This window comes from Streptomyces hilarionis (assembly GCF_024539675.1).
Classification (GTDB): Bacteria; Actinomycetota; Actinomycetes; order Streptomycetales; family Streptomycetaceae; genus Streptomyces; species Streptomyces hilarionis.
This window is the reverse complement of the sequence record NZ_JAHHIT010000136.1, coordinates 1-25,935: the sequence shown is the minus strand read 5'-3', so window position 1 is coordinate 25,935 and position 25,935 is coordinate 1. Positions and strand designations below refer to the sequence as shown.

22 protein-coding genes and 1 riboswitch are annotated in these 25,935 nt (G+C 74.9%); of the genes, 6 read left to right on the top strand and 16 right to left on the bottom strand.

Annotated elements, in window-relative coordinates; all coding sequences use genetic code 11:
* Nucleotides 1-27: 27 nt before the first annotated feature.
* From ectA to KMS84_RS28790, 3 genes are all read right to left on the bottom strand, one after another.
* Nucleotides 28-534: a diaminobutyrate acetyltransferase gene (gene ectA, locus KMS84_RS28800; RefSeq protein WP_256919391.1), complete on the bottom strand. Its 507-nt coding sequence runs from the start codon at nt 532-534 to the stop codon at nt 28-30.
* A gap of 312 nt (nt 535-846) precedes the next feature.
* Nucleotides 847-1,158, bottom strand: a complete 312-nt coding sequence (locus KMS84_RS28795; RefSeq protein WP_256919390.1) for a hypothetical protein — start codon at nt 1,156-1,158, stop codon at nt 847-849.
* A gap of 185 nt (nt 1,159-1,343) precedes the next feature.
* Nucleotides 1,344-2,444 (bottom strand): pyridoxal-phosphate-dependent aminotransferase family protein, encoded by a 1,101-nt coding sequence (locus tag KMS84_RS28790; RefSeq protein WP_256919393.1) that lies wholly within the window; start codon nt 2,442-2,444, stop codon nt 1,344-1,346.
* Nucleotides 2,445-2,618: 174 nt separating this feature from the next.
* On the opposite strand from KMS84_RS28790, the gene KMS84_RS28785 reads away from it, so the two are divergent.
* From KMS84_RS28785 to KMS84_RS28765, 5 genes are all read left to right on the top strand, one after another.
* Nucleotides 2,619-3,482, top strand: coding sequence for a transporter substrate-binding domain-containing protein (locus tag KMS84_RS28785; RefSeq protein WP_256919389.1), 864 nt, complete (start codon nt 2,619-2,621; stop codon nt 3,480-3,482).
* 4 nt (nt 3,483-3,486) lie between these two features.
* Complete coding sequence (locus tag KMS84_RS28780) at nt 3,487-4,320, top strand: amino acid ABC transporter permease (RefSeq protein WP_256919388.1); 834 nt, start codon at nt 3,487-3,489, stop codon at nt 4,318-4,320.
* The gene (locus KMS84_RS28775) at nt 4,317-5,111 is read left to right on the top strand and encodes an amino acid ABC transporter ATP-binding protein (protein ID WP_256919387.1); all 795 of its coding nucleotides are present in this window, start codon (nt 4,317-4,319) and stop codon (nt 5,109-5,111) included. The genes KMS84_RS28780 and KMS84_RS28775 overlap by 4 nt, the downstream gene beginning before the upstream one ends.
* Before the next feature lie 18 nt (nt 5,112-5,129).
* Nucleotides 5,130-6,221, top strand: a complete 1,092-nt coding sequence (locus tag KMS84_RS28770) for an amidohydrolase family protein (RefSeq protein ID WP_256919386.1) — start codon at nt 5,130-5,132, stop codon at nt 6,219-6,221.
* Nucleotides 6,222-6,398: 177 nt separating this feature from the next.
* Entirely contained in the window at nt 6,399-7,403 is a 1,005-nt protein-coding gene (locus KMS84_RS28765) for an SCO1860 family LAETG-anchored protein (protein WP_256919385.1), read from the top strand.
* Between the two features lie 35 nt (nt 7,404-7,438).
* Here KMS84_RS28765 and cobC read toward each other — a convergent pair whose 3' ends face one another.
* From cobC to cobM, 5 genes are all read right to left on the bottom strand, one after another.
* Nucleotides 7,439-8,512, bottom strand: a complete 1,074-nt coding sequence (gene cobC / locus KMS84_RS28760) for an Rv2231c family histidinol phosphate aminotransferase CobC (protein ID WP_256919384.1) — start codon at nt 8,510-8,512, stop codon at nt 7,439-7,441.
* A complete protein-coding gene (locus KMS84_RS28755; RefSeq protein ID WP_256919383.1) occupies nt 8,502-9,428 on the bottom strand; it encodes a sirohydrochlorin chelatase in 927 nt (308 codons plus the stop codon). Before KMS84_RS28755 ends, cobC begins: the two co-directional genes overlap by 11 nt.
* A 106-nt stretch (nt 9,429-9,534) precedes the next feature.
* Complete coding sequence (cobJ, locus tag KMS84_RS28750) at nt 9,535-11,250, bottom strand: precorrin-3B C(17)-methyltransferase (RefSeq protein WP_256919382.1); 1,716 nt, start codon at nt 11,248-11,250, stop codon at nt 9,535-9,537.
* Complete coding sequence (gene cbiE / locus KMS84_RS28745) at nt 11,247-12,512, bottom strand: precorrin-6y C5,15-methyltransferase (decarboxylating) subunit CbiE (RefSeq protein WP_256919381.1); 1,266 nt, start codon at nt 12,510-12,512, stop codon at nt 11,247-11,249. Before cbiE ends, cobJ begins: the two co-directional genes overlap by 4 nt.
* Nucleotides 12,509-13,327 carry a precorrin-4 C(11)-methyltransferase gene (gene cobM, locus KMS84_RS28740; RefSeq protein ID WP_256919380.1) on the bottom strand — a complete coding sequence of 273 codons (819 nt, stop codon included), beginning with the start codon at nt 13,325-13,327 and terminating at the stop codon, nt 12,509-12,511. The genes cbiE and cobM overlap by 4 nt, the downstream gene beginning before the upstream one ends.
* 99 nt (nt 13,328-13,426) lie before the next feature.
* Between cobM and KMS84_RS28735 the strand changes: the two genes are divergently transcribed.
* Nucleotides 13,427-14,275 carry a ZIP family metal transporter gene (locus KMS84_RS28735; RefSeq protein ID WP_256919379.1) on the top strand — a complete coding sequence of 283 codons (849 nt, stop codon included), beginning with the start codon at nt 13,427-13,429 and terminating at the stop codon, nt 14,273-14,275.
* Between the two features lie 29 nt (nt 14,276-14,304).
* Here KMS84_RS28735 and cobI read toward each other — a convergent pair whose 3' ends face one another.
* From cobI to KMS84_RS28695, 8 genes are all read right to left on the bottom strand, one after another.
* Nucleotides 14,305-15,036 (bottom strand): precorrin-2 C(20)-methyltransferase, encoded by a 732-nt coding sequence (cobI, locus tag KMS84_RS28730; RefSeq protein ID WP_256919377.1) that lies wholly within the window; start codon nt 15,034-15,036, stop codon nt 14,305-14,307.
* Nucleotides 15,033-16,442 (bottom strand): cobyrinic acid a,c-diamide synthase CobB, encoded by a 1,410-nt coding sequence (locus tag KMS84_RS28725; RefSeq protein ID WP_256919392.1) that lies wholly within the window; start codon nt 16,440-16,442, stop codon nt 15,033-15,035. Before KMS84_RS28725 ends, cobI begins: the two co-directional genes overlap by 4 nt.
* Before the next feature lie 7 nt (nt 16,443-16,449).
* Nucleotides 16,450-17,049 (bottom strand): cob(I)yrinic acid a,c-diamide adenosyltransferase, encoded by a 600-nt coding sequence (gene cobO, locus KMS84_RS28720; RefSeq protein ID WP_256919376.1) that lies wholly within the window; start codon nt 17,047-17,049, stop codon nt 16,450-16,452.
* Nucleotides 17,049-19,100, bottom strand: a complete 2,052-nt coding sequence (locus KMS84_RS28715) for a putative cobaltochelatase (protein ID WP_256919375.1) — start codon at nt 19,098-19,100, stop codon at nt 17,049-17,051. The genes cobO and KMS84_RS28715 overlap by 1 nt, the downstream gene beginning before the upstream one ends.
* Nucleotides 19,097-22,753 (bottom strand): cobaltochelatase subunit CobN, encoded by a 3,657-nt coding sequence (cobN, locus tag KMS84_RS28710; protein WP_256919374.1) that lies wholly within the window; start codon nt 22,751-22,753, stop codon nt 19,097-19,099. The genes KMS84_RS28715 and cobN overlap by 4 nt, the downstream gene beginning before the upstream one ends.
* Complete coding sequence (locus tag KMS84_RS28705) at nt 22,750-24,282, bottom strand: cobyric acid synthase (RefSeq protein ID WP_256919373.1); 1,533 nt, start codon at nt 24,280-24,282, stop codon at nt 22,750-22,752. The genes cobN and KMS84_RS28705 overlap by 4 nt, the downstream gene beginning before the upstream one ends.
* A complete protein-coding gene (locus KMS84_RS28700) occupies nt 24,279-25,241 on the bottom strand; it encodes a cobalamin biosynthesis protein (RefSeq protein WP_256919372.1) in 963 nt (320 codons plus the stop codon). Before KMS84_RS28700 ends, KMS84_RS28705 begins: the two co-directional genes overlap by 4 nt.
* Nucleotides 25,242-25,349: 108 nt before the next feature.
* Nucleotides 25,350-25,491: riboswitch (cobalamin riboswitch) on the bottom strand.
* Nucleotides 25,492-25,620: 129 nt separating this feature from the next.
* A complete protein-coding gene (locus KMS84_RS28695; protein WP_256919371.1) occupies nt 25,621-25,842 on the bottom strand; it encodes a hypothetical protein in 222 nt (73 codons plus the stop codon).
* Between the last annotated feature and the right edge of the window lie 93 nt (nt 25,843-25,935).

Genomic DNA, 25,935 nt, shown 5'->3' with positions numbered 1-25,935 from the left:
GGGGAGGGAGGACCGGGGGTGGGGGGTTCAGCCGGCCAGCGGGCCGATGCGGTACAGGACCTCGGGGTCGTGCGGGCCGTCGGGGAACTGCCCGGCGTCGAACAGCACCTCGCGGGTGACGTCCGCCCCGTGCCGCTCGGCGAACGAGGCGAACAGCCGCTCGGAGGCGGTGTTGCCCGGGGTGATCGTGGTCTCGACGGCGGTGACCGGGCGCTCGGCGGCGAGCCGCGCGGTCAGCCCGTCGAGCAGCGCGGCGGCGAGCCCGCGGCCGCGGTAGGCGGCGTCGACCGCGACCTGCCACACGAGCAGGGTGTGCGGGTCCTCCGGGCGGACGTAGCCGGTGACGAACCCGACCGGCTCGCCGTCCTCGGCCCGCGCCACGGCCGAGGTGCCGGCGAAGTCACGGCACCACAGGAGATAGCTGTAGGAGGAGTTCAGGTCGAGGGTCCGGGATTCCTTGGCGATACGCCATAGCGCGGCTCCGTCCGCCACCGACGGACGGTCTATACGCAGGTCTGCTTGTGTGGCGGTCATGCGGATCGAACTTACCCAGCGAAATTCAAAAACGCATGGAGGGGCCGTGGGGATTCCGTGATGGCCCCGGTGCGTCTGACTGTTTCATCCCTTTTTGCACCGCGCGAAAAGGGCATAACGCCCCGCTTGTGCAATGCATCACGTGACCACGCGGCCCCGGGAAATCTCCGCGTTTAGCCCCGGGGAATCCGGGCAGAAGAACTCGGGAACGCCATCCCCTTAAAAGAGTCGTGGAAACCGGGTAAAGAAGGGCCGCCGAAAGGGAGAGAAACCGGGAGGCGATCCGAAGGGAATTCGGATATCACCTGGAATTCACGCTCCGGTCGCCCCGTCGGCGCGCTGCCGGAGAACGCCGGTGTGCCCGGCGTGCTCGGTGTGCGCGAGGTCACCGGGCGCGGCGCACCCCACGTTCCGTCGATCCGGCCGTCCTGCGCGGGGAACGTGGAGTGCGTGGCGCCCCGGATCGCCGAGGACGACGACGGCGCCGACGCCGGGACCCTGAGCGGATTCCGGGCCGGAGGGACGCCGGGCGGTCGCGGCCGGGGTGAAGCCGGTGAGGGGGGCGGTCGTCGTGGTCGTCGCCGCCGCCTCCGGCACGCCCGGCCCGACGATCCGGGCCACCACGTCGCCCCCGCTGCGCAGCGCGACACGGCACGACCTCGCCGCCCTCGCCGTGGGCCTCGACCGGGCCCGTCGCCGTTCGTCAGCGGGGCGTCCGGCCGCCGGGTGCGTCGGTGTCGGCGGTACGTCGGCGGTGTGTCGCCGGGCGCCCCGGGCCGTGTGCCGGGGCAGGGGCCGGCGGCCCGGCTTCAACGCCAGGCGTGCTCCACGCTCCGCCGGGCGCCCTCCAGGTCCACGCTCGCCCCGGACTCCGCCAGTGCGGCCCCGAGAGCGGCCAGGCAGCCCTGTACCGCCCCCACCGTCGCGTCGGCCCCGTAGTGGTTGACCCGGATCATCTCCTTGGCCAGCGCGCCGCCGCCCGCGGCCAGCGGCAGGGCCGCGTCGCCCTCCAGTGCCCGCGCCACCAGCTCCGACGCCACGATCCCCGGGGGCGTGCGCAGCGTCGTGGCGACCGGCGCCGCGTCCGCCGCGTCGCGCACGTACGGCTCCAGTCCGCCGCCCAGCGCCACCGCGCCCGCGCGCGTGGCCGCCGCGGCGCGGGCGTGGCGGTCCATGACGGCGGCAGGGCCCTCCGCCTCGATCCGCTCGACGCACGCCTCCAGCGCCAGCATCTCCAGCTGCGCCGGCGCGTGCAGGAGCGTGCTGCGGCCGCCGTCGATCCACCGCTCCTTCCAGTCCAGCAGCGACAGGTACGAGCGGCGCGGCGCACGCGGGTTGGCGGCCATCCGCGCCCACGCCCGCTCGCTCACCGACACCGCGGACACCCCCGCGGGCCCGCCCATGGCCTTCTGCGCGCCGATCACGCACAGGTCCACGCCCCACGCGTCCGGCAGCACGGGCTCGGCGCCGATCGAGGCGACGGCGTCCAGGTAGAACAGTGCGCCGTGGGCCCGCACCGCCTCGCCGATCTCCGCGACCGGGTTGGTGTTGCCGGTGGCGGCCTCCGCGTGCACCAGCGACACGAAGTCGGTCTCCGGGTGCTCGGCGAGGGCCGCGCGGATCTGTTCCGCGGTGACCGCGGTGTGGAAGGGGACCGCCAGGTCGATCACCGTCGCGCCGCAGTCCCGCAGCCAGTCGCCGAAGGTCTGCCCGTAGGGCCCGGTGATCACGTTCAGTGCGGTCGTGCCGGGACCGGCCGTCGCGCGGATCGCGCCCTCCAGCGGCAGCAGCGCCTCGCCCTGCATGATCACGACGTCCTGCCGGGTGTCCAGCAGCCGCGCCACCCGGTCCTCGATCGAGGCGAAGTGCGCTGCGCTCAGCGGGGCGAGGTCCAGGAACGGGTGGGTCACGAGGGTGCTCTCTTCACTCACGGGGTAGAGGTGACGAGGGTATCCGGCGCCTCCCGGACCCCTCCCATTGCCGACTTCTTAGGTCGAACGACGCTGTGGCCATCGGTTTGATTTGAGGCACTCAAACTTCTCCTTATAATCGGAACCCTCAGCTCCCTTACAGGAAGGCCCGCCGTGAACACCCTCCCCGGGCGCCGGATCCGCATCCTGGCCGCCACCACCGCGACGGCCGGGCTGATGCTCGTGGCCGCCTGCACCTCCACCGACGACGGGGGCAGCGGCTCCAAGACCGCCGCCGGCGGGGTCGAGCTCGTCAAGGCGGGCCAGCTCACCACCTGCACCCACCTGCCCTACCCGCCCTTCCAGTCGGAGATCGACGGCAAGGTGCAGGGCTTCGACGTCTCCCTGATCGACCTCGTCGCCAAGGACCTCGGCGTCAAGCAGGTGATCACCGACACGCCGTTCGAGAACTTCAAGACCGGCGCCTTCCTCAACTCCGGCCAGTGCGACCTGGCCGCGGCCGGCATGACCATCACCGACGAGCGCAAGAAGAACGTCGACTTCTCCGACCCGTACTTCGACGCCACCCAGGCCGTCCTGGTCGACAAGGGCGCGGGCGTCGCCTCGCTCGCCGACGTGAAGTCCAAGGGCGTCAAGCTCGGCGCCCAGGCCCAGACCACCGGCGAGGACTACGCCAAGAAGCAGGGCTTCGACCCGGTCTCCTTCGAGTCCTCCGACGCCGTCCTCAACGGCCTGCGCACCGGCCAGGTCAAGGCCGTCATCATCGACTACCCGGTCGTCCAGGGCTGGCTCAAGGACAAGGCCAACGCCGGCGCCTTCAAGGTCGTCGACAACCTCAACACCGGCGAGCAGTACGGCTTCACGGTGAAGAAGGGCAACGCCAAGCTGGCCGCCGCGATCAACAAGGCGCTCAAGGACGCGAAGGCCGACGGCACGTACAAGAAGCTGTACGAGCAGTGGATCGGTCCCTACGACGCGTCGGCCGCCTCCCCGTCGGCCTCCGCCTCGGCGTCCTGACCCCATGGCCGACACGGACGTACCCCTCCAGCCCAGGAAGAAGGGGCTGACCCGGCGGCAGAAGCGCAGCCTCTCGCGGGGCGCGCAGTACGTCGTCTTCGTCGCCGCCGTGATCGTGTTCGCGGTCTCGGCGGACTGGGGCCGGCTGAAGAACCAGTTCGCCCAGTGGGACATCGCCCGGCAGATGTTCCCGGACGTCCTCACGCTCGCCCTGAAGAACACCGTGCTCTACACGGTCTCCGGGTTCGTGCTGGGCCTGCTGCTCGGACTGGTCGTCGCGCTGATGCGGCTGTCCTCGGTGGGGCCGTACCGCTGGCTGGCCGGCGTCTACATCGAGATCTTCCGCGGCCTGCCCGCCCTGCTGATCTTCGTGTTCATCGGCGTGGCCGTCCCGCTCGCCTTCCCCGGCACGGAGATCGTCGGCGGCACGTACGGCAAGGCCGCCCTCGGACTCGGTCTGATCGGCGCCGCGTACATGGCGGAGACGTTCCGCGCCGGCATCCAGGCCGTGCCCCGGGGACAGACGGAGGCCGCCCGCTCGCTCGGCTTCTCGCCCGCGCGCGCCATGGTCTCGGTCGTCATCCCCCAGGCCTTCCGGATCATCCTTCCGCCGCTCACCAACGAGCTGATCATGCTCTTCAAGGACTCCTCCCTGGTGCTGCTCCTCGGAGTGACGCTGGAGGAGCGCGAACTGTCCAAGTACGGCCGCGACCTGGCCAGCACCACCGCCAACTCGACGCCGATCCTGGTCGCCGGCCTGTGCTACCTGCTGGTGACCATCCCGCTCGGCTTCGTCGTGCGCCGTATGGAGGCGAAGGCCCAGGAGGCCGTGAAATGAGCCGACCCGAGATCGAAGTGCGCGCGCTGCGCAAGTCGTTCGGCGACAACGAGGTCCTGCGGGGCATCGACCTGGAGGTCGGCCACGGCGAGGTCGTCTGCGTGATCGGGCCCTCCGGCTCCGGCAAGTCGACGCTGCTGCGCTGCGTGAACCTGCTGGAGGAGCCGTCCGGCGGCCAGGTCTTCGTCGGCGGCACGGAACTGACCGACCCCGACGTCGACATCGACGCCGTCCGACGCCGCATCGGCATGGTCTTCCAGCAGTTCAACCTCTTCCCGCACCTGTCGGTGACCGAGAACCTCACCCTGCCGCAGCGCCGGGTGCTCGGGCGCGGCAAGGCGCAGGCGGCGAAGGTGGCCGCCGAGAACCTGGAGCGCGTCGGCCTGTCGGACAAGGCGACCGCCTACCCGGCCTCCCTCTCCGGCGGGCAGCAGCAGCGCGTCGCCATCGCCCGCGCCCTGGCCATGGGTCCCGAGGTGATGCTCTTCGACGAGCCGACCTCGGCGCTCGACCCGGAGCTGGTGGGCGACGTCCTGGCCGTCATGCGCATGCTGGCGCAGGAGGGCATGACGATGATGGTCGTCACGCACGAGATGACCTTCGCGCGCGAGGTCGCCGACCGGGTCGTCTTCATGGACGGCGGCGTGATCGTCGAGGACGGCGCCCCGGCACAGGTCATCGGCGCCCCCGCGCACGAGCGCACCCGCCACTTCCTCTCCCGCCTCCTCGACCCCGCGATGGCCGAGGTGGAGGAGGAGAGGTCCGACCAGGTGGGCGGCGCCGACCGGTAGCTCACTAAGGTGCCGGGCATGAGCGATCACCCGGTGCTGCATGTGAAGGGCCGGGTCCTGACCGGACCCGACGACGTCCGCGACGAGCTGTGGGTCGTCGACGGCCGGATCTCCTACGACCGGCCCGTCGGCGCCCGCGACGTGCTCGGCGTCGAGGGCTGGGCGCTGCCCGGTCTCGTCGACGCCCACTGCCACGTGGGCCTGGGCCCGCACGGCCCGGTGGAGGCGGACGTCGCCGAGAAGCAGGCGCTGACCGACCGGGACGCCGGCGCGCTGCTGCTGCGCGACGCCGGCTCACCCTCGGACACCCGCTGGGTCGACGACCGCGAGGACCTGCCCGCCATCGTCCGCGCGGGCCGGCACATCGCCCGCACCCGCCGCTACCTGCGCGGCTACGCCCATGAGATCGAGCCCGACGACCTGGTCGCCTACGTCGCCCGGGAGGCCCGGCGCGGTGACGGCTGGGTCAAGCTGGTCGGCGACTGGATCGACCGCGAGGTGGGGGACCTGGCCCCGAGCTGGCCCCGGGAGGCGGCCGAGGCGGCCATCGCCGAGGCCCACCGGCTGGGCGCGCGGGTCACCGCCCACTGCTTCGCCGAGAACTCGCTGCGCGACCTGGTCGAGTCGGGCATCGACTGCGTCGAGCACGCGACGGGGCTCACCGACGACCTGATCCCGCTGTTCGCCGAACGGGGCGTGGCGATCGTCCCGACCCTGGTGAACATCGCCACGTTCCCGGGCCTGGCGGCCGGTGGCGAGGCGAAGTTCCCCCGCTGGGCGGCCCACATGCGCCGGCTCCACGAACGCCGGTACGACACCGTGCGCAACGCCCATGACGCGGGCATCGCCGTCTTCGTCGGCACGGACGCGGGCGGCACGCTGCCGCACGGACTGGTGGCCGCGGAGGTCGCGGAGCTGGTGACGGCCGGCGTCCCGCCGCTGACGGCGCTCTCGGCGGCGAGCTGGGGCGCACGCGAGTGGCTCGGCCGCCCGGGTCTGGCCGAGGGCGCCCCGGCGGACCTGGTGGTCTACGGGAGCGACCCCCGCGCGGACGTCCGGGTGCTGGCGGCGCCGCGCCGGGTGGTGCTGAACGGGCGGGTGGTGGGCTGACGGCCGGGGCGCCGGGACCCGGGTGCGCCGACGCTCCGGGGAACGTGCGTGCCGTTCGACTCGAAGGCGTGCGCGAGGAATCCACGTTGGAGTGAACTCGCTTCGCCCCGCTGACCGTTCACCCCTCGTACGTAATTCTTGCGGGGTCCCGAAGCGTCTCTCGTGGGGGTCCCACCCTTGAACGGCACCACCTTCCGCATGCCCGCACACGCCCGTCGCGTCGCCGCCGTCGCGACGGCGACGGCCCTGGCCGCCGGTCCCGCCGCCCTGGCCGGCGCCGACAACGCCCACGCGCGGGGCGCCCAGGGCCGCGCGAGCGCGTCCGTCCTGCGCACCGGCCTCGACGTGGCCCTGCTCGACAAGAGCGTCCACGTTCCGCTGGCCCTCTCCCTCGACGAGGTGCGCGCGCCGCGCAGCGCCGGGAGGACGGCGCTCACGGCCGAACTGGACGGGGTGGCCGGCGGCAGGCCCTTCGGCGTCCTGCGGGCCGACGTCGCCGAGGCGAAGGCGACGACCGGCGACGAGAAGGCCGAGGCGTCCGTCCGCCTGGCGCACGCCCGGCTGCACGTCCCCGGCCTGCCGCTGCTCTCCGTCGTCGAGGTCGCCGCGGTCACCTCGAAGGCGACCTGCGCGGTGGGCCGGCCGCCGGTCGCCGTGTCCCGTCTGCCCGGCTCGGTGACCGTCCTGGGGAAGAAGGTGTCGGTCGGCGCGGGCGGCCCCGTCCGGGTGAAGGCGCCGGGGGTGGGGGAGGTCCGGCTGGACCTGGCCGAGCGCGGGACGACCTCCCGCACGGCCGCCGCCACCGCCCTCGAACTCACGGTCTCGCTCAACCCCTTGCACCTGAACGTCGCCGAGGTCACCGGCACCCTGACCCTGGCCGCGGCCACCTGCGAGACCCCCGCGGCCCACGAGCCGGACCAGGACCGGGACCGGGAACAGGAGCCGGGACGGGGGCAGGGCGCGCAACGGACCGAGGACCCCGCGAAGGGACACCGGGCCGCCCCGGCGGCCGAGCCGGACACCGCCGCCCCGGCCGCCGACGTCAGGGCCCAGGGCGCGCCCGCGGAGGCGGACCTGGCGCGGACCGGAGGGAGTCCGGTGACGCCGTACGTGGCGGGCGGCGCCCTGGCGCTGCTGCTGGCGGGCGCCGGAGCCGTGGCCCTGTCCCGCCGTCGAGGCTGACCGGACCGCACGCGGGGCGGTCGCCGGCGGTCAGGTCAGTCGCGGGCCAGGGCGAGTGCCTGGTCCAGGGCCTGGAGGAAACGGTTCACCGTGGTGCGGTCGCGGACCGCCAGGCGCAGCCACTCCTCGCCGAGGCCCGGGAAGGTGTCCCCGCGCCGGACGGCGAAGCCCAGGGTGCGCAGGCGCTCCCGGACGGCGGCGGCCCGCGGCAGCCGGACCAGGACGAACGGTCCGTCCGCCGGTCCCACCACCCGCAGCCCGTCGGCGGCGAACTCCTCCAGACCGGCGACCAGGTGCGCCCGGTCCGCGGCGACGCGGTGCGCGGCGTGCGCGGCCTCGGCCAGCGCCTGCGACCCCATGCACGCCTGCGCCGCCGCCAGCGCCGGCGACGACACCGGCCACAGCGGCTGCGCCCGCTCCAGGTCGGCGATCGTCTCCGGCGCAGCGAGGACGTACCCGATCCGCAGCCCGGCCAGCCCCCAGGTCTTCGTCAGACTGCGCAGCACGACCAGACCGGGCACGTCCGTCGCCCCGGCGAGCGACTCCCGCTCACCGGGCACCGCGTCCATGAAGGCCTCGTCGACCACCAGCGTCCGCCCGGCCCGGGCCAGCCGCCGCACGGCCCCCGCGGGATGCAGCACCGACGTCGGGTTCGTCGGGTTGCCGACCACCACCAGGTCCGCGTCCTCGGGCACGTCCGCGGGATCCAGCCGGAAACCGTCCGCCTCCCGCAGCAGCACCCGGTCCACGCTGTGCCCGGCGTCCCGCAGCGCCGCCTCCGGCTCGGTGAACTGCGGGTGCACGACGACGGGCCGACGGACCTTCAGGGCTCGCGCCAGCAGCACGAACGCCTCCGCGGCGCCCGCCGTGAGCAGCACCCGCTCGACGGGCAGCCCGTGCCGGGCAGCGACCGCCGCCCGCGCGGCCCGCCCGTCCGGGTACGCGGCCAGGCCGTCGAGGGAGGCGGCGAGGCGCTCGCGCAGCCAGCGCGGGGGCGTGTCGGCGCGGACGTTCACGGCGAGGTCGATGAGCGCCGAGCCGTCGCCGCGCACCTCCGCGTCCCCGTGGTGGCGCAGGTCGTGCTCCCCGGCGTGGCCCTCAGTGCGCATGGGAGTGCGAGTGTCCGTGGTGGTGACCGCCGTGGTGGTGTCCCTCGTCGTCGGGGTGGAAGTGCGGCTGCTGCGGCATCCCCACCTTGTCCTCGAAGCCCGGCAGCGCGATCCGGTACACGCACGAGTCGCAGTTCATCCGCAGGTCGCCCTTGACGGCCTCCTCGTACCGTTCCATCACCAGGTCGAGCAGCTCCGGCTCGGGGCCGATGACGTCCGCCGAGCGCACCTCGACCTCGGGATGCGCGGCCGCCCAGCCCTCGGTCTGCTGCCGCACCCGGTCCGGCAGGATCCCGGTGAACAGGAAGTACGGCAGGACGACGATCCGCCGCGCGCCCAGTCGCGCGCACCGGTCGAGCCCGCCGGGCACGTCCGGCGCGGCCAGCGAGACGAACGCGGTCTCGACGCCCGCGTACCCGCGTCCCTCCCACAGCAGCCGGGCCGCCTTGTACACCTCGGCGTTGGCGTCCGGGTCCGTCGAGCCGCGTCCGACCAGCAGCACGGTCACGTCGGCGAGGTCCTCGGGGGTGCGCCCCGCCGTGCCCAGCGCCTCGTCCAACCGCCGCTCCAGCACGTTCAGCAGCGCCGGGTGCGGGCCCAGCGGACGACCGTAGGTGTAGGAGATCCCCGGGTGGCGCTCCTTCTCGCGGGACAGGGCGGCCGGGATGTCGCCCTTGGCGTGTCCGGCGGAGACCAGCATCAGCGGGACGGCCGCGAAGCGCCGCACGCCGCGCTCCACCAGCTCGCTCACCGCGTCGCCGAGCGGCGGCGGCGAGAGCTCGATGAAGCCGCCCGCGACGGGCAGGTCCGGATGGCGGCGGCCCAGCTCCCGGACGAAGTCGCGGAACGCCTCGGCTCCGGCCTCGTCGCGGGTGCCATGGCCGGCGATGAGCAGCGCGGGCGGCGGGGTGGTCACGGTGTCTCCTCGGGATCGGGAAGGGGGTCGGTAAGGGGTGCGGGGCGGGACGACGGTCGCGGCGCGCGCCCGTGCGCGGGTGCGGGTGCGGCCCGGGGCGGCCGGGTCACCCGGCCTGCTCCGGGGCGGCTTCCTGCCAGCGGTAGCCGCGGGGCGTCACCATGCGCCCCGCGACGGCGCGGGTGGCGGTGTTGCCCACGGTGACGACGGTCATCATGTCGACCCAGGCCGGATCGAGTTCGGCGAGCGTGGTCAGCCTGCTGGTGCCGTCCGGCCGGGACGCGTTGCGCACGACGCCCACCGGAGTGGCCGGCTCCCGGTGCCCGGAGAGGATCGACAGCGCCTTCGGAAGCTGCCAGTCGCGGCCCCGCGAACGGGGGTTGTAGAAGGTGACCACGAGGTCCGCCTCGGCCGCCGCGCGCACCCGCCGCTCGATGACCTCCCACGGCGTGTGCAGGTCGGAGAGGCTGATGGACACGTGGTCGTGGCCGAGCGGCGCACCGAGGATCGCGCCGGCCGCGAGGGCGGCCGTCACGCCGGGCACCCCGACCACGTCGATGTCGTCGGACGCCTCGGCGAGCGCGGGGGAGGCCATGGCGTACACGCCCGCGTCCCCGCTGCCGATGAGCGCGACGGCCTGTCCGCGCCGGGCCTCCTCGACGGCCGTGCGGGCCCGCTCCTCCTCGGCGCCCAGGCCGGACTCCAGGATCCGGGTGCCCGGCCGCAGCAGGTCGCGGATCTGGTCGACGTACTGGTCGAGCCCGACGAGCACGGCGGCCCGGCGCAGTTCGGCCGTGGCGCGCGGGGTGAGCAGATCACGGGCGCCGGGGCCGAGCCCGACCACCGCGAGCCGCCCGCGCGCGGGACGCCGCACGACGGCGCACGTGGCCATGGAGGCGTGCCCGTCCGCCCGCGCCGACTTGCGCTTGGGGACGAGGAGTTCACCGCCGCGGGCGAGGGCGGACGCCTCGGCGACCGACGGGGTGCCCACCGCGGCGAGCGGGGCGTCGGAGGGGTTGGGCACCACGACCTTCGCCAGCTCCTCGGCCGGGTGGGTCACCACGGGCACCGCGAGCCGCGCGGCCGCCTCGACGATGCCGGGCTCGTCGCGCTTGGCGTCCACCGTGGCCAGTTCGGCGAGGCTGCGCGGGGACAGTCCCGCGTCCCGCAGCGCGCCCTCCACCAGATCGAGGACCTCGTCGGCCGGCACCCCCCTGGACGCGCCGACGCCGACGACCAGGGACGGCGGACGCACCAGCACCTCGCCGTCGCCGGGCGCCAGGGCACGGTCGGTCAGGCGGACGACGGGCCCGCCCGGCGTGCCGGGCCGCGCCGCGAACGGCAGCGCCGGCAGCGGCCACGCCACCTCGGCGTCCAGCGCGACCGGCTCGCCGTCGAGCAGGGCCCGCGTCACGCCCGCCACATCGCCCTCCACCGGCAGGCCGAGGGTGTCCAGACCGGGCACGCCCACCGCGTCCGTGGCCGTGGTCACCACGGGCTCCGCGCCCAGCAACCCGCCCACCGAGACGGCGAGTTCGTTGGCGCCGCCGCCGTGCCCGCCGACCAGCGAGACGGCGAACCGCCCGGCCTCGTCGACGCACACCACGCCCGGGTCGGACGCCTTGTCGGACAGCAGCGGCGCGACGAGCCGGACGACCGCGCCGGTCGCGAGGAAGCACACGAGCCCGTCGCACTCGCCGAACGCCCGCCGCACGGCGTCGCCCACGGGTCCGTCGTAGACGCGGGTGCGGTCCGGCCATGCCGCGGCCAGCCGGTCGCGTGCCGCCGCGCCCGCCGCGGTGGCGGAGATGAGGCCGATCACTGGGCAACTCCTTCTCGGTTCACGGGATGCGAGCCGGCCGGGCGCCGGTTCCCCCACAGCAGGAAGACGGGATTGGCGGCCGCGAGCCGGGTCACGTCGCCCGGCAGCGGCGCCAGCCGCGAGGACTGGAGCAGCACCCCCTCGCAGTCGAGGCCGGCGCCGGTGAGCGCGGCGCGCACCGCGGGCACCCGGTCCAGCGCGGCCAGGGCGACGACGACCGTGCGCCGGGCCCGTCGCGCGCACACCGTCACGATGGCGGGCAGCTCGTCGCCGCCCCCGCCGACGAACACGGCGTCGGGCTCGTCGAGCGCGGTCAGCGCGTCCGGCGCCGCGCCGTGCACCACGTGCACGTCGACGCCGTGGGCGGCCGCGTTGGCGCGGACGCGCTCCACCCCGTCCGCGGCCTTCTCCACGGCGCTGACGGCGGCGCCCAGGCGGGCGCACTCCACGGCCACCGACCCCGAACCGGAGCCGACGTCCCAGACCAGCTCGCCGGGGCGGGGTCCGAGCCGGGCCAGGGCCAGCGCCCGCACCTCGAACTTGGTGATCATCGAGTCGCGGTGCGCGAAGTCGCCCTCGGGCAGCGCCCATCCGGCGGGCCCGGCGCCGGGCCCGGCGAGCGTGCGGGCCGGGCCCGGGGTCCGCGTCTCGTCCAGGCACAGCACGACGCTCACCGCCGTCCCCCAGTCGCGTCCGGCGGCCTCGGCGGGCGAGACCCGCTCCAGACGCTCGCGCCCGGGATCGCCCAGCGCCTCGGCCACGACCAGCGTCCGGCCGGGCGCGCTGCGCGCGAGGGCCGCGCCCAGCTCGGCGGGCCCGGCGCCGGGCCCGGTCAGCACGGCCGTCTTCGGGTGCGCCCGGCAGACGTTGACCGCCGTGCGCGGATCCCGCCCGTGCGCGCTGACGACCACGGCGTCGTCCCAGGTCAGCCCGACCCGTGCGAAGGCGGTCGCCACGGAGGAGACGCCGGGCCGCACGTCGAGCCGCCCCGGCCCGAACCGCTCGGCCAGCGCCCGCACGATCCCGAAGAACCCGGGGTCGCCCGAGGCCAGCACGACCACGCGCCGCTCGGCGCCGGCGTACTCCTCCACGGCGTCCAGGGCCGGCGCCAGCGGGCCGAGCACGACGCGCCGCGCCGACGCGGGCAGCTCCGCCGCGTCCAGGTGCCGGCGTCCGCCCACGACCAGGTCGGCCCCGGCCAGCGCGTCGGCGGGGACCGGCGCGCCCGTCCCCGTGCCGACCACCGTGATGGGTCGGCTCACGTGCTCGCACCCCGTGCGCGCAGCTCCCGCCGGGCCTGCGGGTCGGCCTTGCGGTAGCCGTGGAAGTGACCGGGGTGGTACAGGTGCGAGCGGGTGCCCTGCGCGTCCAGGGCCGGGCCGACCAGGAAGAGGGTGTGCTTCCAGAGCTTGTGCTCCTTCACCGTCTCCTCCAGCGTCCCGATCGTGCACCTCACGACGAGCTCCTCCGGCCAGGTCGCCTGGTGCGCGACGACGACCGGGGTGGACGTCGGGTAGCCGCCCTCCAGCAGCTCCCGCACGAGCTGCCCGCTGCGCGCCGCGGACAGGAAGACCGCCATCGTGGTGCCGTGCTTGGCGAACTCGCGCACCTCCTCGCCCGGCGGCATCGGCGTCTTGCCGCCGCCGAGCCGTGTGAGGACGACGGACTGGGCGACCTCGGGGATCGTCAGCTCGCGGCGGGCGATCGCGGCGACGGCCGAGAAGGAGGAGACGCCAGGGACGATCTCGGTGGCGAGGCCGATCTCCTCGCAGCGGTCGAGCTGCTCCTGGGTGCCGCCCCACAGCGCGGGGTCCCCGGAGTGGATGCGGGCGACCCTCAGGCCCTCGGAGCGCGCCCGCTCGTACACGGCCACCACGTCCTCCAGGGACATGGTCGCCGAGTCGAGGATCTCCGCGCCCTCCCGCGCGTGGGTGAGGACCTCCGCCTGCACCAGGCTCGCGGCCCAGATCACGACGTCGGCCTCGGCGATGGCGCGCGCGGCGCGGAACGTCAGCAGGTCGGCGGCGCCGGGGCCGGCGCCGACGAAGGTCACCTTGCCGGTGGGGGCATCGGCCATGGGTTCGGGTCCTCTCATAACGGGCTATGTGCTGCTTTCCCGGGGTCAGCGGGCGGCGCGGATGTGCGCGATGGGGGGTGGATCGGATAGCAAGGGCCTATGGCGGTCTTCGTCGCGCTCGGCGCGTTCCTCATGACGCTGGCCGGCGGCTGGACGGCACAACGCGTGACCGACCGCCGCCACCTGGTGCTGGGCCTGGCCGGCGGCCTGATGCTGGGCGTGGTCGGCCTGGACCTGCTGCCGGAGGCGCTGGAGGCGGCCGGCGCCGAGGTGTTCGGCGTCCCGGCCGCGCTGCTGCTGTTCGTCGCGGGCTTCCTGGTGGCCCATCTGGTGGAACGGCTGCTGGCGGTGCGCCAGGCCGCCCACGGCGCCGAGGAGCACGCCTGCGCCGCGGCGGCGGGGGAGCACTCCGCTCACGCCCACCACGCCGGACGCCTCCCCGCCGGCGGCGCGCACGACGGCGGCGGGCACGACGGCGGCGGGCACGACGTCAGGGCACACGACGGCAGGGCCCCGGAGGTCGGTCTGACGGCGGCCGCGGCCATGGTCTTCCACAGCGCCATGGACGGCGTCGCGATCGGCGCGGCCTTCCAGGTGGGCGGCGGCATGGGACTGGCCGTGGCGCTCGCGGTCATCGCCCACGACTTCGCGGACGGCTTCAACACGTACACGATCACCAGCCTGTACGGGAACGCCCGGCGCAAGGCCCTGGCCATGCTGTTCGCGGACGCGGCGGCGCCGATCGCGGGCGCGGCCTCGACGACCTTCGTCACCATCCCCGAACAGCTGCTCGGCGGCTACCTGGGCTTCTTCGGCGGCGCGCTGCTCTACCTCGCGGCCGCCGAGATCCTCCCCGAGGCCCACCACGAACACCCCGCCCGCTCGACCGTGCTGTGCACGATCGCGGGCGCGGCCTTCATCTGGCTGGTGGTGGGCCTGGCCGCGTGACGGGACGCGCGGCCGGGAGGCGGGCGCTCTCACAGCTTGCCGCCCCGGCCGCCCAGGCGTCGCGCGGGCGCGATCAGCGTGGAGAGGTAGGGCAGCGGTTCGCCGTCGAGCTCGTCGGCGGACCGGATCGACTCCTGCGCCAGCCCGAGCGCCGACCCCCACACCGCGTCCCGGATTCGTCCGGTCTCCCGCAGCGCCTCGGCGACCTCGGCGGCCTGACGCCCGAACTTGTAGGCGACGACGGTCCCCGGCCCGGCGAGCGCGTCCTTCAGCACGGCCGACCCGGCCGTCACCGGCACCAGCGTGAGCGGCTCGGTGCCCTCGGTCAGCACCGCGCCGGACCGGGCGGCGAGATCCTGCATGGCGGTGATGCCGGGGACGGTCTCGATCACCGTACCGGGCACCGCCTGCGCCACGGTCTGCGCGAGATAGGTGAAGGTGGAGTACACGTTGGGGTCGCCGATGGTCGCGAAGGCGACCGACGCGTGCCGTCGCAGCAGCTCGGCCACCCGCTCTCCGGCGGCGTCCCAGGCCGCTTCCCGCCGGGCCCGGTCGGTGCGCTCGTTCAGCGCGAAGACGACCCGGAGGACCTTGTCCCGCGGCACGTAGTGCACCACGGTGGCCTCGGCCCGGCCCTCCTCGCCGCTGTCCATCACGGGCACGACGACGACCTCGGCGGCCCGCAGCGCGTTGACCCCCTTGACGGTCACCAGCTCCGGATCCCCCGGGCCCACCCCGACTCCGACCAGCCTGCTGCTCATGACGTCCGGCACCTCTCGACGAACCGACGGGCCGCACCGGGCTCGGCCGCCCAGTGCGTGTGCAGATAACTCGCGTGCACGCCTTGCTGTACGAAGCCCTCGACCCGCCGCTCGGGGGTGCGCACACCCCAGGCGGGGACCGCGCCCGCGCCGGGCTCGACGACCGTCCGGTGGAACTCGTGGCCCCGCATCCGGGTACCGGCCGGCGCGAGCACACTGTCGCTCACGGCGACGGCGTCGCGGTAGCCGAGGGTGAGCCGTTCGGACATCCGGGCCCGCGCGTCGAGGACCCCGCACATCGGGAGCCCGTCGAGCTCACGGCACAGGTACAGCAGCCCCGCGCACTCGGCGGCGACCGGCGCACCGGCCCCGGCGAGCTCGGCGACGGCCTTGCGGAGCGGCTCGTTGGCGGACAGCTCGGCCGCGTACACCTCCGGGAACCCGCCGCCGATCACCAGCGCGGACGCCCCCTCCGGCAGCCCCTCGTCGCGCAACGGGTCGAAGACGACGGCCTCGGCGCCCGCGGCGGTCAGCAGCTCCGCGTGCTCGGCGTAGGAGAAGGTGAACGCCGGTCCTCCGGCCAGGGCGACGACCGGCCGGCGCGGGGGGCCGGGAGCGGCGCCCCGGGAGGACGCGTCGGGAGGGGCCTGCGGCAGCGCGGACAGCGCCTCGGCCGGGTCCCAGGCCGCGCCGGGCAGCGTCCCGGCGCCCCGCGCCAGGGCGAGCAGCGCCTCCAGGTCGCACCCCTGCGCCACCTGCGCGGCCATCGCGGCGACCGACTCGACCGCCTCGGCCCGCCGTTCGGCGACCGGCACCAGCCCGAGGTGCCGCGAGGGCGTGTCCACCTGCGGAGCCCGCCGCAGCACCCCCAGCACCGGCGTCCCCGCCGCGTCCAGCGCCTCCCGCAGCAACTCCTCGTGCCGGTCCGAGGCGACCTTGTTCAGGATCACGCCCCCGATGCGCGCCTGCGGGTCCCAGGAGGCGAACCCGTGCACCAGCGCCGCCACCGACCGCGACTGCGACGACGCGTCGACGACGAGCACCACCGGCGCCCGCAGCAGCTTCGCCACCTGCGCGGTGGACGCCAGCTCCCCCTCCCCGGCGGCCCCGTCGAACATCCCCATCACGCCCTCGACCACGGCGACGTCGCACCCCCGCGCCCCGTGCAGGAACAGCGGGGCGACGAGCTCCGGTCCGCACAGGTAGGCGTCGAGGTTGCGCCCGACCCGCCCGGCGGCGAGCGAGTGGTAGCCGGGATCGATGTAGTCGGGCCCGACCTTGTGCGGGGACACGGCGAGCCCCCGCGCGGCGAACGCGGCCATCAGGCCCGTGGCGACGGTGGTCTTGCCGCTGCCCGAGGAGGGCGCGGCGACGACCAGCCGGGGGACGGAGGACGGGGAGGTCAGCACGGCGTCACCACTCGATGCCCCGCTGGCCCTTCTGGCCGGCGTCCATCGGATGCTTCACCTTGGACATGTCCGTCACGAGGTCGGCGAAGTCGACGAGCTTCTCCGGCGCGTTGCGCCCGGTGATCACGACGTGCTGGGTCCCCGGGCGGTCGCGCAGCACCTCGACGACCTCGTCGGTGTCGACCCAGCCCCAGTGCATCGGGTACGCGAACTCGTCGAGCACGTACAGCCGGTACGTCTGCGCGGCCAGGTCCCGCTTGACCTGCTCCCAGCCCTCGCGGGCCTTCTCCTCGTTGTCCATCTGGGCATCCCGCTGGACCCAGGACCACCCCTCGCCCATCTTGTGCCAGTCCACGGAGCCGCCCTGCCCGGACGCCCCCAGCACGCGCAGCGCGTTCTCCTCGCCGACCTTCCACTTCGCCGACTTGACGAACTGGAACACCCCGATCGGCCACCCCTGGTTCCAGGCCCGCAGGGCGAGCCCGAACGCGGCGGTCGACTTGCCCTTGCCGACGCCGGTGTGCACGACCACCAGCGGCCGGTTGCGGCGCTGACGGGTCGTCAGTCCGTCGTCCGGCACCATGCTCGGCTGTCCCTGCGGCATTACGCGGCCCTCCTCGAAGTCCCCTGCACGTCCTTGACCAGTCCCGCGATGGAGTCCGCCCGCAGCTCCTCCAGCGTCACGGCCGCGCCGCCCAGCTCGCCGGCCAGCTGCCCGGCGAGCCCTAGCCGCACCGGCCCGGACTCGCAGTCCACGACCACGCAGGCGACGCCGTCGGCCGCGAACAGCCGCGCCGCCCGCCCGGCGAGGGCGACGGGCTCGGGGCCGCCGGTGGCCCGACCGTCGGTGACGACCACGACCAGCGCCCGGCGCGCCGGATCGCGCAGCCGCTCCACCCGCAGCACGTCGTGCGCCCTCAGCAGCCCGGCGGCCAGCGGCGTCCGCCCGCCCGTGGGCAGCGACTCCAGGCGCACGGCGGCGGCGTCCACCGACGAGGTCGGCGGCAGCGCGAGCTCGGCCGCGGCCCCCCGGAACGTCACGAGCCCCACCTTGTCCCGCCGCTGGTAGGCGTCCAGGAGCAGCGACAGCACGGCGCCCTTCACCGCGCTCATCCGCTGCCGGGCCGCCATGGACCCGGAGGCGTCGACCACGAACAGCACGAGGTTGCCCTCGCGCCCCTCCCGGGTCGCCTGGCGCAGATCGTCGCGCCGCACCACCAGACCGGGCCCGCTGCGTCCGCGCGCCCGCTGGTGCGGGGCGGCCGCCTGCACGGTCGCCGCCAGGTGCAGCTTGGTCAGGGCGCCCCGGGGGCGGCGGGCCCCCGTGGTGCGCCCGTGCTCGGTGCGCGCCCGTGACCGCCGTCCGGCGGCCCCCTCGCCGATGCCCGGCACGCTCAGCACCTTGGTGCGAAAGGGCTCGGCGGCGCGGACGGCGGACCGTTCGGAGGGTCCCGAGGGCTGCGGCGCGCCGTCCTGCCCGGCCTCGGGCCGGGCGCCCGTGTCGCCGCCGTCCGGACCGGCGTCGGGCGCGGGCCGGCCGCCGCCCCCGCCGGGTCCGTCGTCCTCGGGACCGTCGTCGCCGCGCCCGTCGTCGCTCGGGTCCACGTCACGTCCGGCGCCGTCGTCGGGGCCGGACTCGTCCCGGCCGCCGAACTCCTCCAGCGTCTCGTCGAGCTTGTCCTCGTCGAGTCCCGGCGCGTCGAAGGGGTTGCGGCGGCGCCGGTGCGGCAGCGCCAGCAGCGCGGCCTGGCGCACGTCCTCCGCGAGGACGTCCGTGCGCCCGGCCCACGCGGCCAGCGCGGTCGCCGTGCGCGCCATGACGATGTCGGCCCGCATGCCGTCCACCTCGAACGCCGCGCAGGTCGCCGCGATCTGCCGCAGCGCGGCGTCGCCCAGCCGCACCGACGGCAGCAGCGCACGCGCGGCCACGATCCGCGCCCGCACCGCGGCCTCCTCGTCCGCCCAGCGCGCGGCGAAGGCGGCCGGATCGTCGTCGTGGGCGAGCCTGCGCCGGACGACCTCCACCCGCAGGTCGGGCTCGCGCGAGGCGGCCACCTCGACCGTCAGCCCGAACCGGTCGAGCAACTGCGGCCGCAGTTCGCCCTCTTCGGGGTTCATCGTGCCCACGAGCAGGAACCGGGCCGCATGGCGCACCGAGACGCCCTCGCGCTCCACGTAGGAGGCGCCCATCGCGGCCGCGTCCAGCAGCAGGTCGACCAGGTGGTCGTGCAGGAGGTTGACCTCGTCGACGTAGAGGATCCCGCGGTGCGCGTCCGCGAGGAGCCCCGGCTCGAAGGCCTTGACGCCCTCGGAGAGCGCCCGCTCGATGTCGAGCGCGCCGACCAGCCGGTCCTCCGACGCGCCCACCGGCAGCTCGACCAGGCGCGCGGGCCGCGTCTCGAACGCGCCCGGCTCGTGCGGGCCGTCCGGGCAGGCCGGATCGGGGGAGTCGGGATCGCAGGAGAACCGGCAGCCGACGACCACGTCCAGCGCGGGCAGGAGCGCCGACAGGGCCCGCACGGCCGTCGACTTGGCGGTGCCCTTCTCGCCGCGGACGAGCACACCGCCCACCGCCGGCGACACGGCGTTCAGCAGCAGCGCGAGCCGCAGGTCGTCCTGGCCGACCACGGCCGTGAACGGGAAAGGAGTGCTCACTTCTGGTCGTCCTCCAGATCGCCTTCCAGCTCCAGGTAGGTGGCGCGCAGCCGCTCGATCGTGTCGGCGTCCGGCTCCGCCCACAGGCCGCGCTCGGCGGCCTCCAGGAGTCGTTCCGTGATCCCGCGCAGCGCCCACGGGTTGGACTTCTTCATGAAGTCGCGGTTGTCCGCGTCGAAGACGTACTCCGCGCTGAGCTTCTCGTACATCCAGTCGTCGACGACCCCGGCGGTGGCGTCGTACCCGAAGAGGTAGTCGACGGTCGCCGCCATCTCGAAGGCGCCCTTGTAGCCGTGCCGCCGCATGGCCGCCATCCAGCGCGGGTTGACCACCCGCGCGCGGAACACGCGGTGCGTCTCCTCGCCCAGGGTGCGGGTCCGCACCTGGTCCGGGGTGGCCGAATCACCCACGTATGCCTCGGGGTTGGCGCCCGTCAGATGGCGCACCATGGCGACCATGCCGCCGTGGTACTGGAAGTAGTCGTCGGCGTCGACGAGGTCGTGCTCGCGGGTGTCCACGTTCTTCGCGGCGACGGCGATCCGCCGGAACGCCGTCTCCATGTCCCCGCGCGCGGCCCGCCCGTCGAGCCCGCGCCCGTAGGCGTAGCCGCCCCAGACGGCGTACACCTCGGCGAGGTCGGCGTCCGAGCGCCAGTTGCGGGCGTCGATCAGCGGCAGCAGCCCGGCCCCGTACGCCCCCGGCTTGGAGCCGAAGATCCGGGCGCTCGCCCGTCGCCGGTCGCCGTGCCCGGCCGCGTCCTCGTCGACGTGCGCGCGCACGAAGTTGGACTCGGCGGGCTCGTCCAGCTCGGCCACCGCCCGCACCGCGTCGTCGAGCAGCCCGATCACGTGCGGGAACGCGTCCCGGAAGAAGCCCGAGATGCGGACGGTGACGTCGATGCGCGGCCGGCCCAGCTCCGCGAGGGGGACGACCTCGAAGCCGGTCACCCGGCGCGAGGCGTCGTCCCAGACCGGGCGGCAGCCCAGCAGCGCCAGGATCTCGGCGATGTCGTCGCCCTGGGTGCGCATCGCCGAGGTGCCCCACACCGTCAGGCCGACCGACTTCGGGTACGCGCCGGTGTCCTGGAGGTGGCGCTGCACGAGCGAGTCGGCCAGCGCCTGCCCGACCTCCCAGCTCAGCCTGGACGGGATGGCCTTGGGGTCGACGGAGTAGAAGTTGCGGCCGGTGGGCAGCACGTTGACCAGGCCGCGGGTCGGGGAGCCCGAGGGGCCGGCGGGCACGTAACCGCCGTCCAGCGCCTTGAGGATGTGCCCGATCTCGTCCGTCGTCCGGGCGAGCCTCGGCACCAGCTCACGGCAGGCGAACTCCAGCACCGCGACGGCGTCCGGCAGTTCGGCGCCGACGACGTCGCGCACGAGCGGACGGCACTCGACGAGCGCCCAGTCCCGCGCCTCCATGCCCTCCGCGACGCGCCGGCACAGCTGCTCCAGCAGATCGATCGCGTCGGCCGCCGACCGCGACGGCCCCTCGACCAGGTCGGTCAGCTCCACCGGAGCCTTCACCGGCGCGCCCGGCTCGGCCAGCAACTCCTTCTCGTCGAGCCCGAAATGGGCCGCGAACGACGCCCTCAGCCCCGGCAGCGCGTGCGCCTGCCCGCCCCACACCTGTGAGGCGCGCAGCACCGCCAGCACCAGGTTCACCCGCGCCTCGCCGGCCGGACCGCCGCCCAGGACGTGCAGGCCGTCGCGGATCTGCACGTCCTTGATCTCGCACAGATAGCCGTCGATGTGCATGACGAACTCGTCGAAGGCGTCGTCGTCGGGCTGGTCGTCCACGTGCAGGTCGTGGTGGAGCTCGGCGGCCTTCACCAGCGTCCAGATCTGCGCGCGCACGGCCGGCGCCTTCGTCGGGTCGAGGTCGCTGACCAGCGCGTACTCGTCGAGCAGCTGCTCCAGTTTCGCCAGGTCGCCGTAGGTGTCCGCCCGCGCCATCGGCGGGACGAGATGGTCCACGACGGTGGCGTGCCCGCGCCGCTTGGCCTGCGTGCCCTCGCCCGGGTCGTTGACGATGAACGGGTAGACCAGCGGCAGTTCGCCGAGGACTGCGTCCGGCGCGCAGCCGCCGCTCAGCCCGAGCCCCTTGCCCGGCAGCCACTCCATCGTGCCGTGCTTGCCCATGTGCACGATCGCGTCGGCGCCGAAACTGTTCTCCAGCCACCGGTACGCGGCCATGTAGTGGTGCGACGGCGGCATGTCGGGGTCGTGGTAGATCGCGATCGGGTTCTCGCCGAACCCGCGCGGCGGCTGGATCATCACGACGACGTTGCCGAACTGCAGGCAGGCCAGCACGATGTCGTCGCCGTCGACGTAGAGGGAGCCCGGCGGCTCGCCCCACGCCTGGAGCATGCCGTCGCGCAGCCCGGGCTCGAGCCGGTCGAACCAGGCCCGGTAGTCGGCCAGCGGCACGCGCGCGGGCGCGGCCGCGAGCTGCTCCTCGGTGAGCCACTCGACGTCGTGGCCGCCGGCGTCGATGAGCCGGTGGATCAGCTCGTCGCCGTCGTCGGGATGCCCCTCGACGACGTAGCCCGCGTCCCGCAGCGCGTCGAGCACCCGCACCGCCGAGACGGGGGTGTCCAGGCCGACGGCGTTGCCGACCCGCGAGTGCTTGGTGGGGTAGGCGGTGAAGACCAGCGCGAGCTTCTTCTCGGCGTTGGGCTTGTGCCGCAGCCTGGCATGGCGGACGGCGATCCCCGCGACCCGGGCGGCCCGCTCGGGGTCGGCGATGTACACGGGGACGTCGTCGGGCCCCTGCTCCTTGAAGGAGAACGGCACCGTGACGAGCCGCCCGTCGAACTCCGGGATCGCGACCTGCATAGCCGCGTCCATGGGGGACAGGGCGGCGTCCGACGCCTCCCAGGCCGCGCGGGACGAGGTCAGGCACAGGCCCTGCAGCACGGGCACGTCGAGTTCGGCGAGCGCTCCGACGTCCCAGGCCTCCTCGTCGCCGCCCGCCGACGCCTGCGAGGCGTGCGCGCCTCCGGCGGCCAGGACGGTGGCGACGAGGACGTCGCAGCGGCCGAGGATCTCGTACAGCCCGGCGTCCGCCCCGCGCAGCGAACCGCAGTACACGGGCAGGGCGTTTGCCCCCCGCGCCTCGACCGCCTCGCACAGGGTGTCCACGAAGGCGGTGTTCCCGCTCAGTTCGTGGGCCCGGTAGAACAGCACGCCCACGGTCGGCCGGCCGTCGCGCTGTTCGGGGGAGCCGTGGACGCCGAACTCCGGCATCGCGCGCGGCTCCTCGAACCCCTCACCGGTCAGCAGCACGGTGTCGGACAGGAACCGGGCCAGCTCGGCCAGGTTGGCCGGGCCGCCCTCCACGAGGTACCGCAGCGCCTCCGCCACCACGCCGGCCGGCGCCGACGACTCGGCCATCAGCTCGGCGTCCGGCACGCTCTCCCCGCCCAGCAGCACGGTCGCGACGCCGGACGCCCTGAGCACGGCGAGCCCGTCCTCCCAGGCGCGCTTGCCGCCGAGCAGCCGTACGACGGCGATGTCGGCGCCGTCGAGGAGCGCGGGCAGTTCCCGCTCGACGTCGACGCGGGTCGGGTTGGCGATCCGGTAGTCGACGCCGGTGGCGGCCCGGGCCGCCAGCAGATCGGTGTCGGCGGTCGACAACAACAACACTGTGCTCATGCGGGCGCTCCCGGTGGAATGAAAGGCAGTCCTTGCGGCGCGCCCGACTCGATGAGCCGCCAGAGCGCGTCGGTGTCCGCGTGCTGTTCGATCAGGTCGCCGAGCCGGTCGAGCTGCTCCTCGCGCAGCGCGGCGAAGGAGGTGTCGGGGGCCGGCGTGAACCGGCGGCCCGCGGCGGCCGCCACCTCGCGCAGGAACGCCCGCCGGAACCCGTCCGACTCCAGGGAGCCGTGCCAGTGCGTGCCCCAGGTCTGCCCGACCCGGCAGCCGTCCAGGCCGCGTCCCTCGTCGTCGCGGATGAAGGTGTCGCCCCCGGTGACGTCGGCGACGCCGTGATGGATCTCGTAGCCCTCGACCCGCTCGCCGAGGGCCTCCCCGACCGGCCGGGTGAGGGTCTTCTCGCGGGCGAACCGCACCCGCACGGGGAGGATGCCGAGCCCGTCGACCCGTCCGCGCCGGCTCTCGACGTCGTCCTCGATGCGCTCGCCGAGCATCTGGAAGCCGCCGCAGACGCCGAGGACGGGTCGCCCCTCGGCGGCCCGCCGCGACACGGCCTCGGCCAGCCCGCGTTCGCGCATCCACTGAAGCGCCCGCACCGTCCCCCGGGTCCCCGGGATCACCACCAGGTCGGCGTCGGCCAGTTCCTCGGGGCGGTCCACGAACCGCACGACGACGCCGGGTTCGGCGGCCAGCGCGTCCACGTCCGTGAAGTTCGACATCAGCGGGACGGCGCAGACGGCGACGCGCAGCACGTCCTCCCCGACGGGCGGGGCGGTGTTCGACTCCCGCACGGTGCCCCGCAGGGACACGCGCAGTCCGTCCTCCTCGTCGATGCCGAGCCCGTGCCGGAACGGCAGCACGCCGTACGTGTGCCGCCCGGTGAGCCCGTGCAGCATGTCCAGGCCCGGCTCCAGCAGGGAGACGTCGCCGCGGAACTTGTTCACGAGGAACCCGGCGACCAGCGCCTGGTCCTCGGGGGACAGCAGCGCGACGGTCCCGAAGAACGAGGCGAAGACCCCGCCGCGGTCGATGTCGCCCACGACCAGCACGGGCAGCCCGGCGTTGCGGGCGATGCCCATGTTGACGATGTCCGTCCGCCGCAGATTGATCTCGGCGGGACTCCCGGCCCCCTCACAGATCACCGCGTCATACGTGCCCCGCAACTCGGCCAGGCAGTCGAGAACGGTGCCGAGGAGCCGGTTCTGCCGCCCGCCGTGGTACCCGCGGGCGCTCATCTCGCCGACCGGTCTGCCCAGCAGCACCACCTGACTGCTCTGCTCCCCGCCGGGTTTGAGCAGCACGGGGTTCATCAGCGCCGTCGGCTCGATGCGGCAGGCCTGCGCCTGCATGGCCTGCGCCCGTCCGATCTCGGCGCCCTCGCGCGTGACGAACGAGTTCAGGGACATGTTCTGCGCCTTGAACGGCGCGACCTTCACTCCCCGGCGCACCAGCCACCGGCAGATCCCGGCCGTGACGACGCTCTTGCCGGCGTCGGAGGTGGTGCCGGCCACCAGGAGGCCCCCGCTCATGACGTACGCCCCTTCCGCGCGTGGAGCGCCGTTGTCGCGGCCCAGCGCGCGGCGACGGTCACGCCGAGCGCGAGCAGGCCGACACGGCGGGAGAGCCGCGCGGCGCGTTCGATGTCCCCGGTCACGACGGGCCGCCCCGCCGCGTTGAGCACGGGCCGGTGCTCGACCCGGCCGCCGTACGACAGGGTTCCGCCCAGCCGCACCCCGAGGGCGCCCGCGAAGGACGCCTCCACGGGCCCGGCGTTGGGGCTCGGGTGCGCGCGGGCGTCGGCGCGCCAGGCCCGCACCGCGCCGCGGGGATGGTCCCCGGCGACGGCGGCGAGCACGGCGGTCAGCCGGGCGCCGGGCCAGCCGGCGACGTCGTCGAGCCGGGCCGAGGCCCACCCGTAGCGCAGATGGCGCGGCGACCGGTGCCCGACCATGGCGTCCAGGGTGTTGACGGCGCGGAACCCGACCAGCCCCGGCACTCCGGCCGCGGCCCCCCACACCAGCGCGCCGACGACGGCGTCCGAGGTGTTCTCGGCGACGGACTCCACGACGGCCCGGGCGATCCCGTCGGCGTCCAGGGCCTGCGGGTCGCGCCCGCACAGCCGCGGCAGCCGCTCCCGGGCGGCGTCGACGTCCCCCGCCTCCAGGGCGCGCGCGATGCCCCGGGCCTCCCGCACGAGGGAGGCGCCCCCGACGACGGCCCAGGTGGCGGCGCCGGTGAGCGCGACGGAGGCGGCGGGACGCCCGCGCACGGTCCGCGCGGCGACGGCCGCCAGGGCGACGGCGCCGCCCGCGCACACCGCGGTGTGCAGGGCGCCCCATCCCCGGTGGTCCCGCCACAGCAGCCGCTCCACGGCGCCCGCGGCCCGCCCGAACGCGGCGACCGGATGCCCCCGGCGGGGGTCGCCGAGGAGCAGGTCGCCGAGGAGGCCGGCGGCGGCGCCGTACGCGTGGACGCGATCGGCACCCACCGGCTCAGCCGGCCGTGCGGGCGGCCGACGGGGTGGGGGCGACGCGCGAGGCGCTCGATGGGCAGCCGAACATGGCTATGTGTCCTCACTCAGGGTGTCCACGCCCTGGTTCGACGAGACCGCGGCGAGAGTTCCTGGCTCCCGGGGGTTACTACCCCGGTGACAGTGGCGGGACCGCGCCGGATTCACACCGGCTTCCTCTTCTGCCGCCGTACATGGCCCGGGCAGTCCACCACGGGCCCGGAAGGGCCGTCAACTTGCTGTTGACCTGCGCGGGGAGAGTGTGCAGAACCCCACACGCGCACGATCGCGGCGCTCACACGCGAAGGGGTGCGGGACGGTTGCCCGTCCCGCACCCCAGGGGTGTCCCGATGACCTGTCAGGCCACGATCAGGGAGATCCCGTACGCCACCGCCGCCGCGCAGGCCGCGAAGCACGCGTACGCGCCCGTCACCGCGAGGGCGGCCGACCCGCCCTGCGCCGTCGCGCGTTCCTGGCGCGACAGGCCCATGACGCCGAGGGTGAACAGGGTCACGAGGCCCACGGTGACCACGAGGCTGACGCCGAACACGGAGCCCAGGGCTGCCCAGTCGATCTTCATGATGCTTCTTCTTCCTTCGTGCCGGACGGGCCGGCTCAGACGGCCGCGGCGGGCGGGACGGCGGGGGCCACGGGCTCCGGGGCCGGAGAGGGG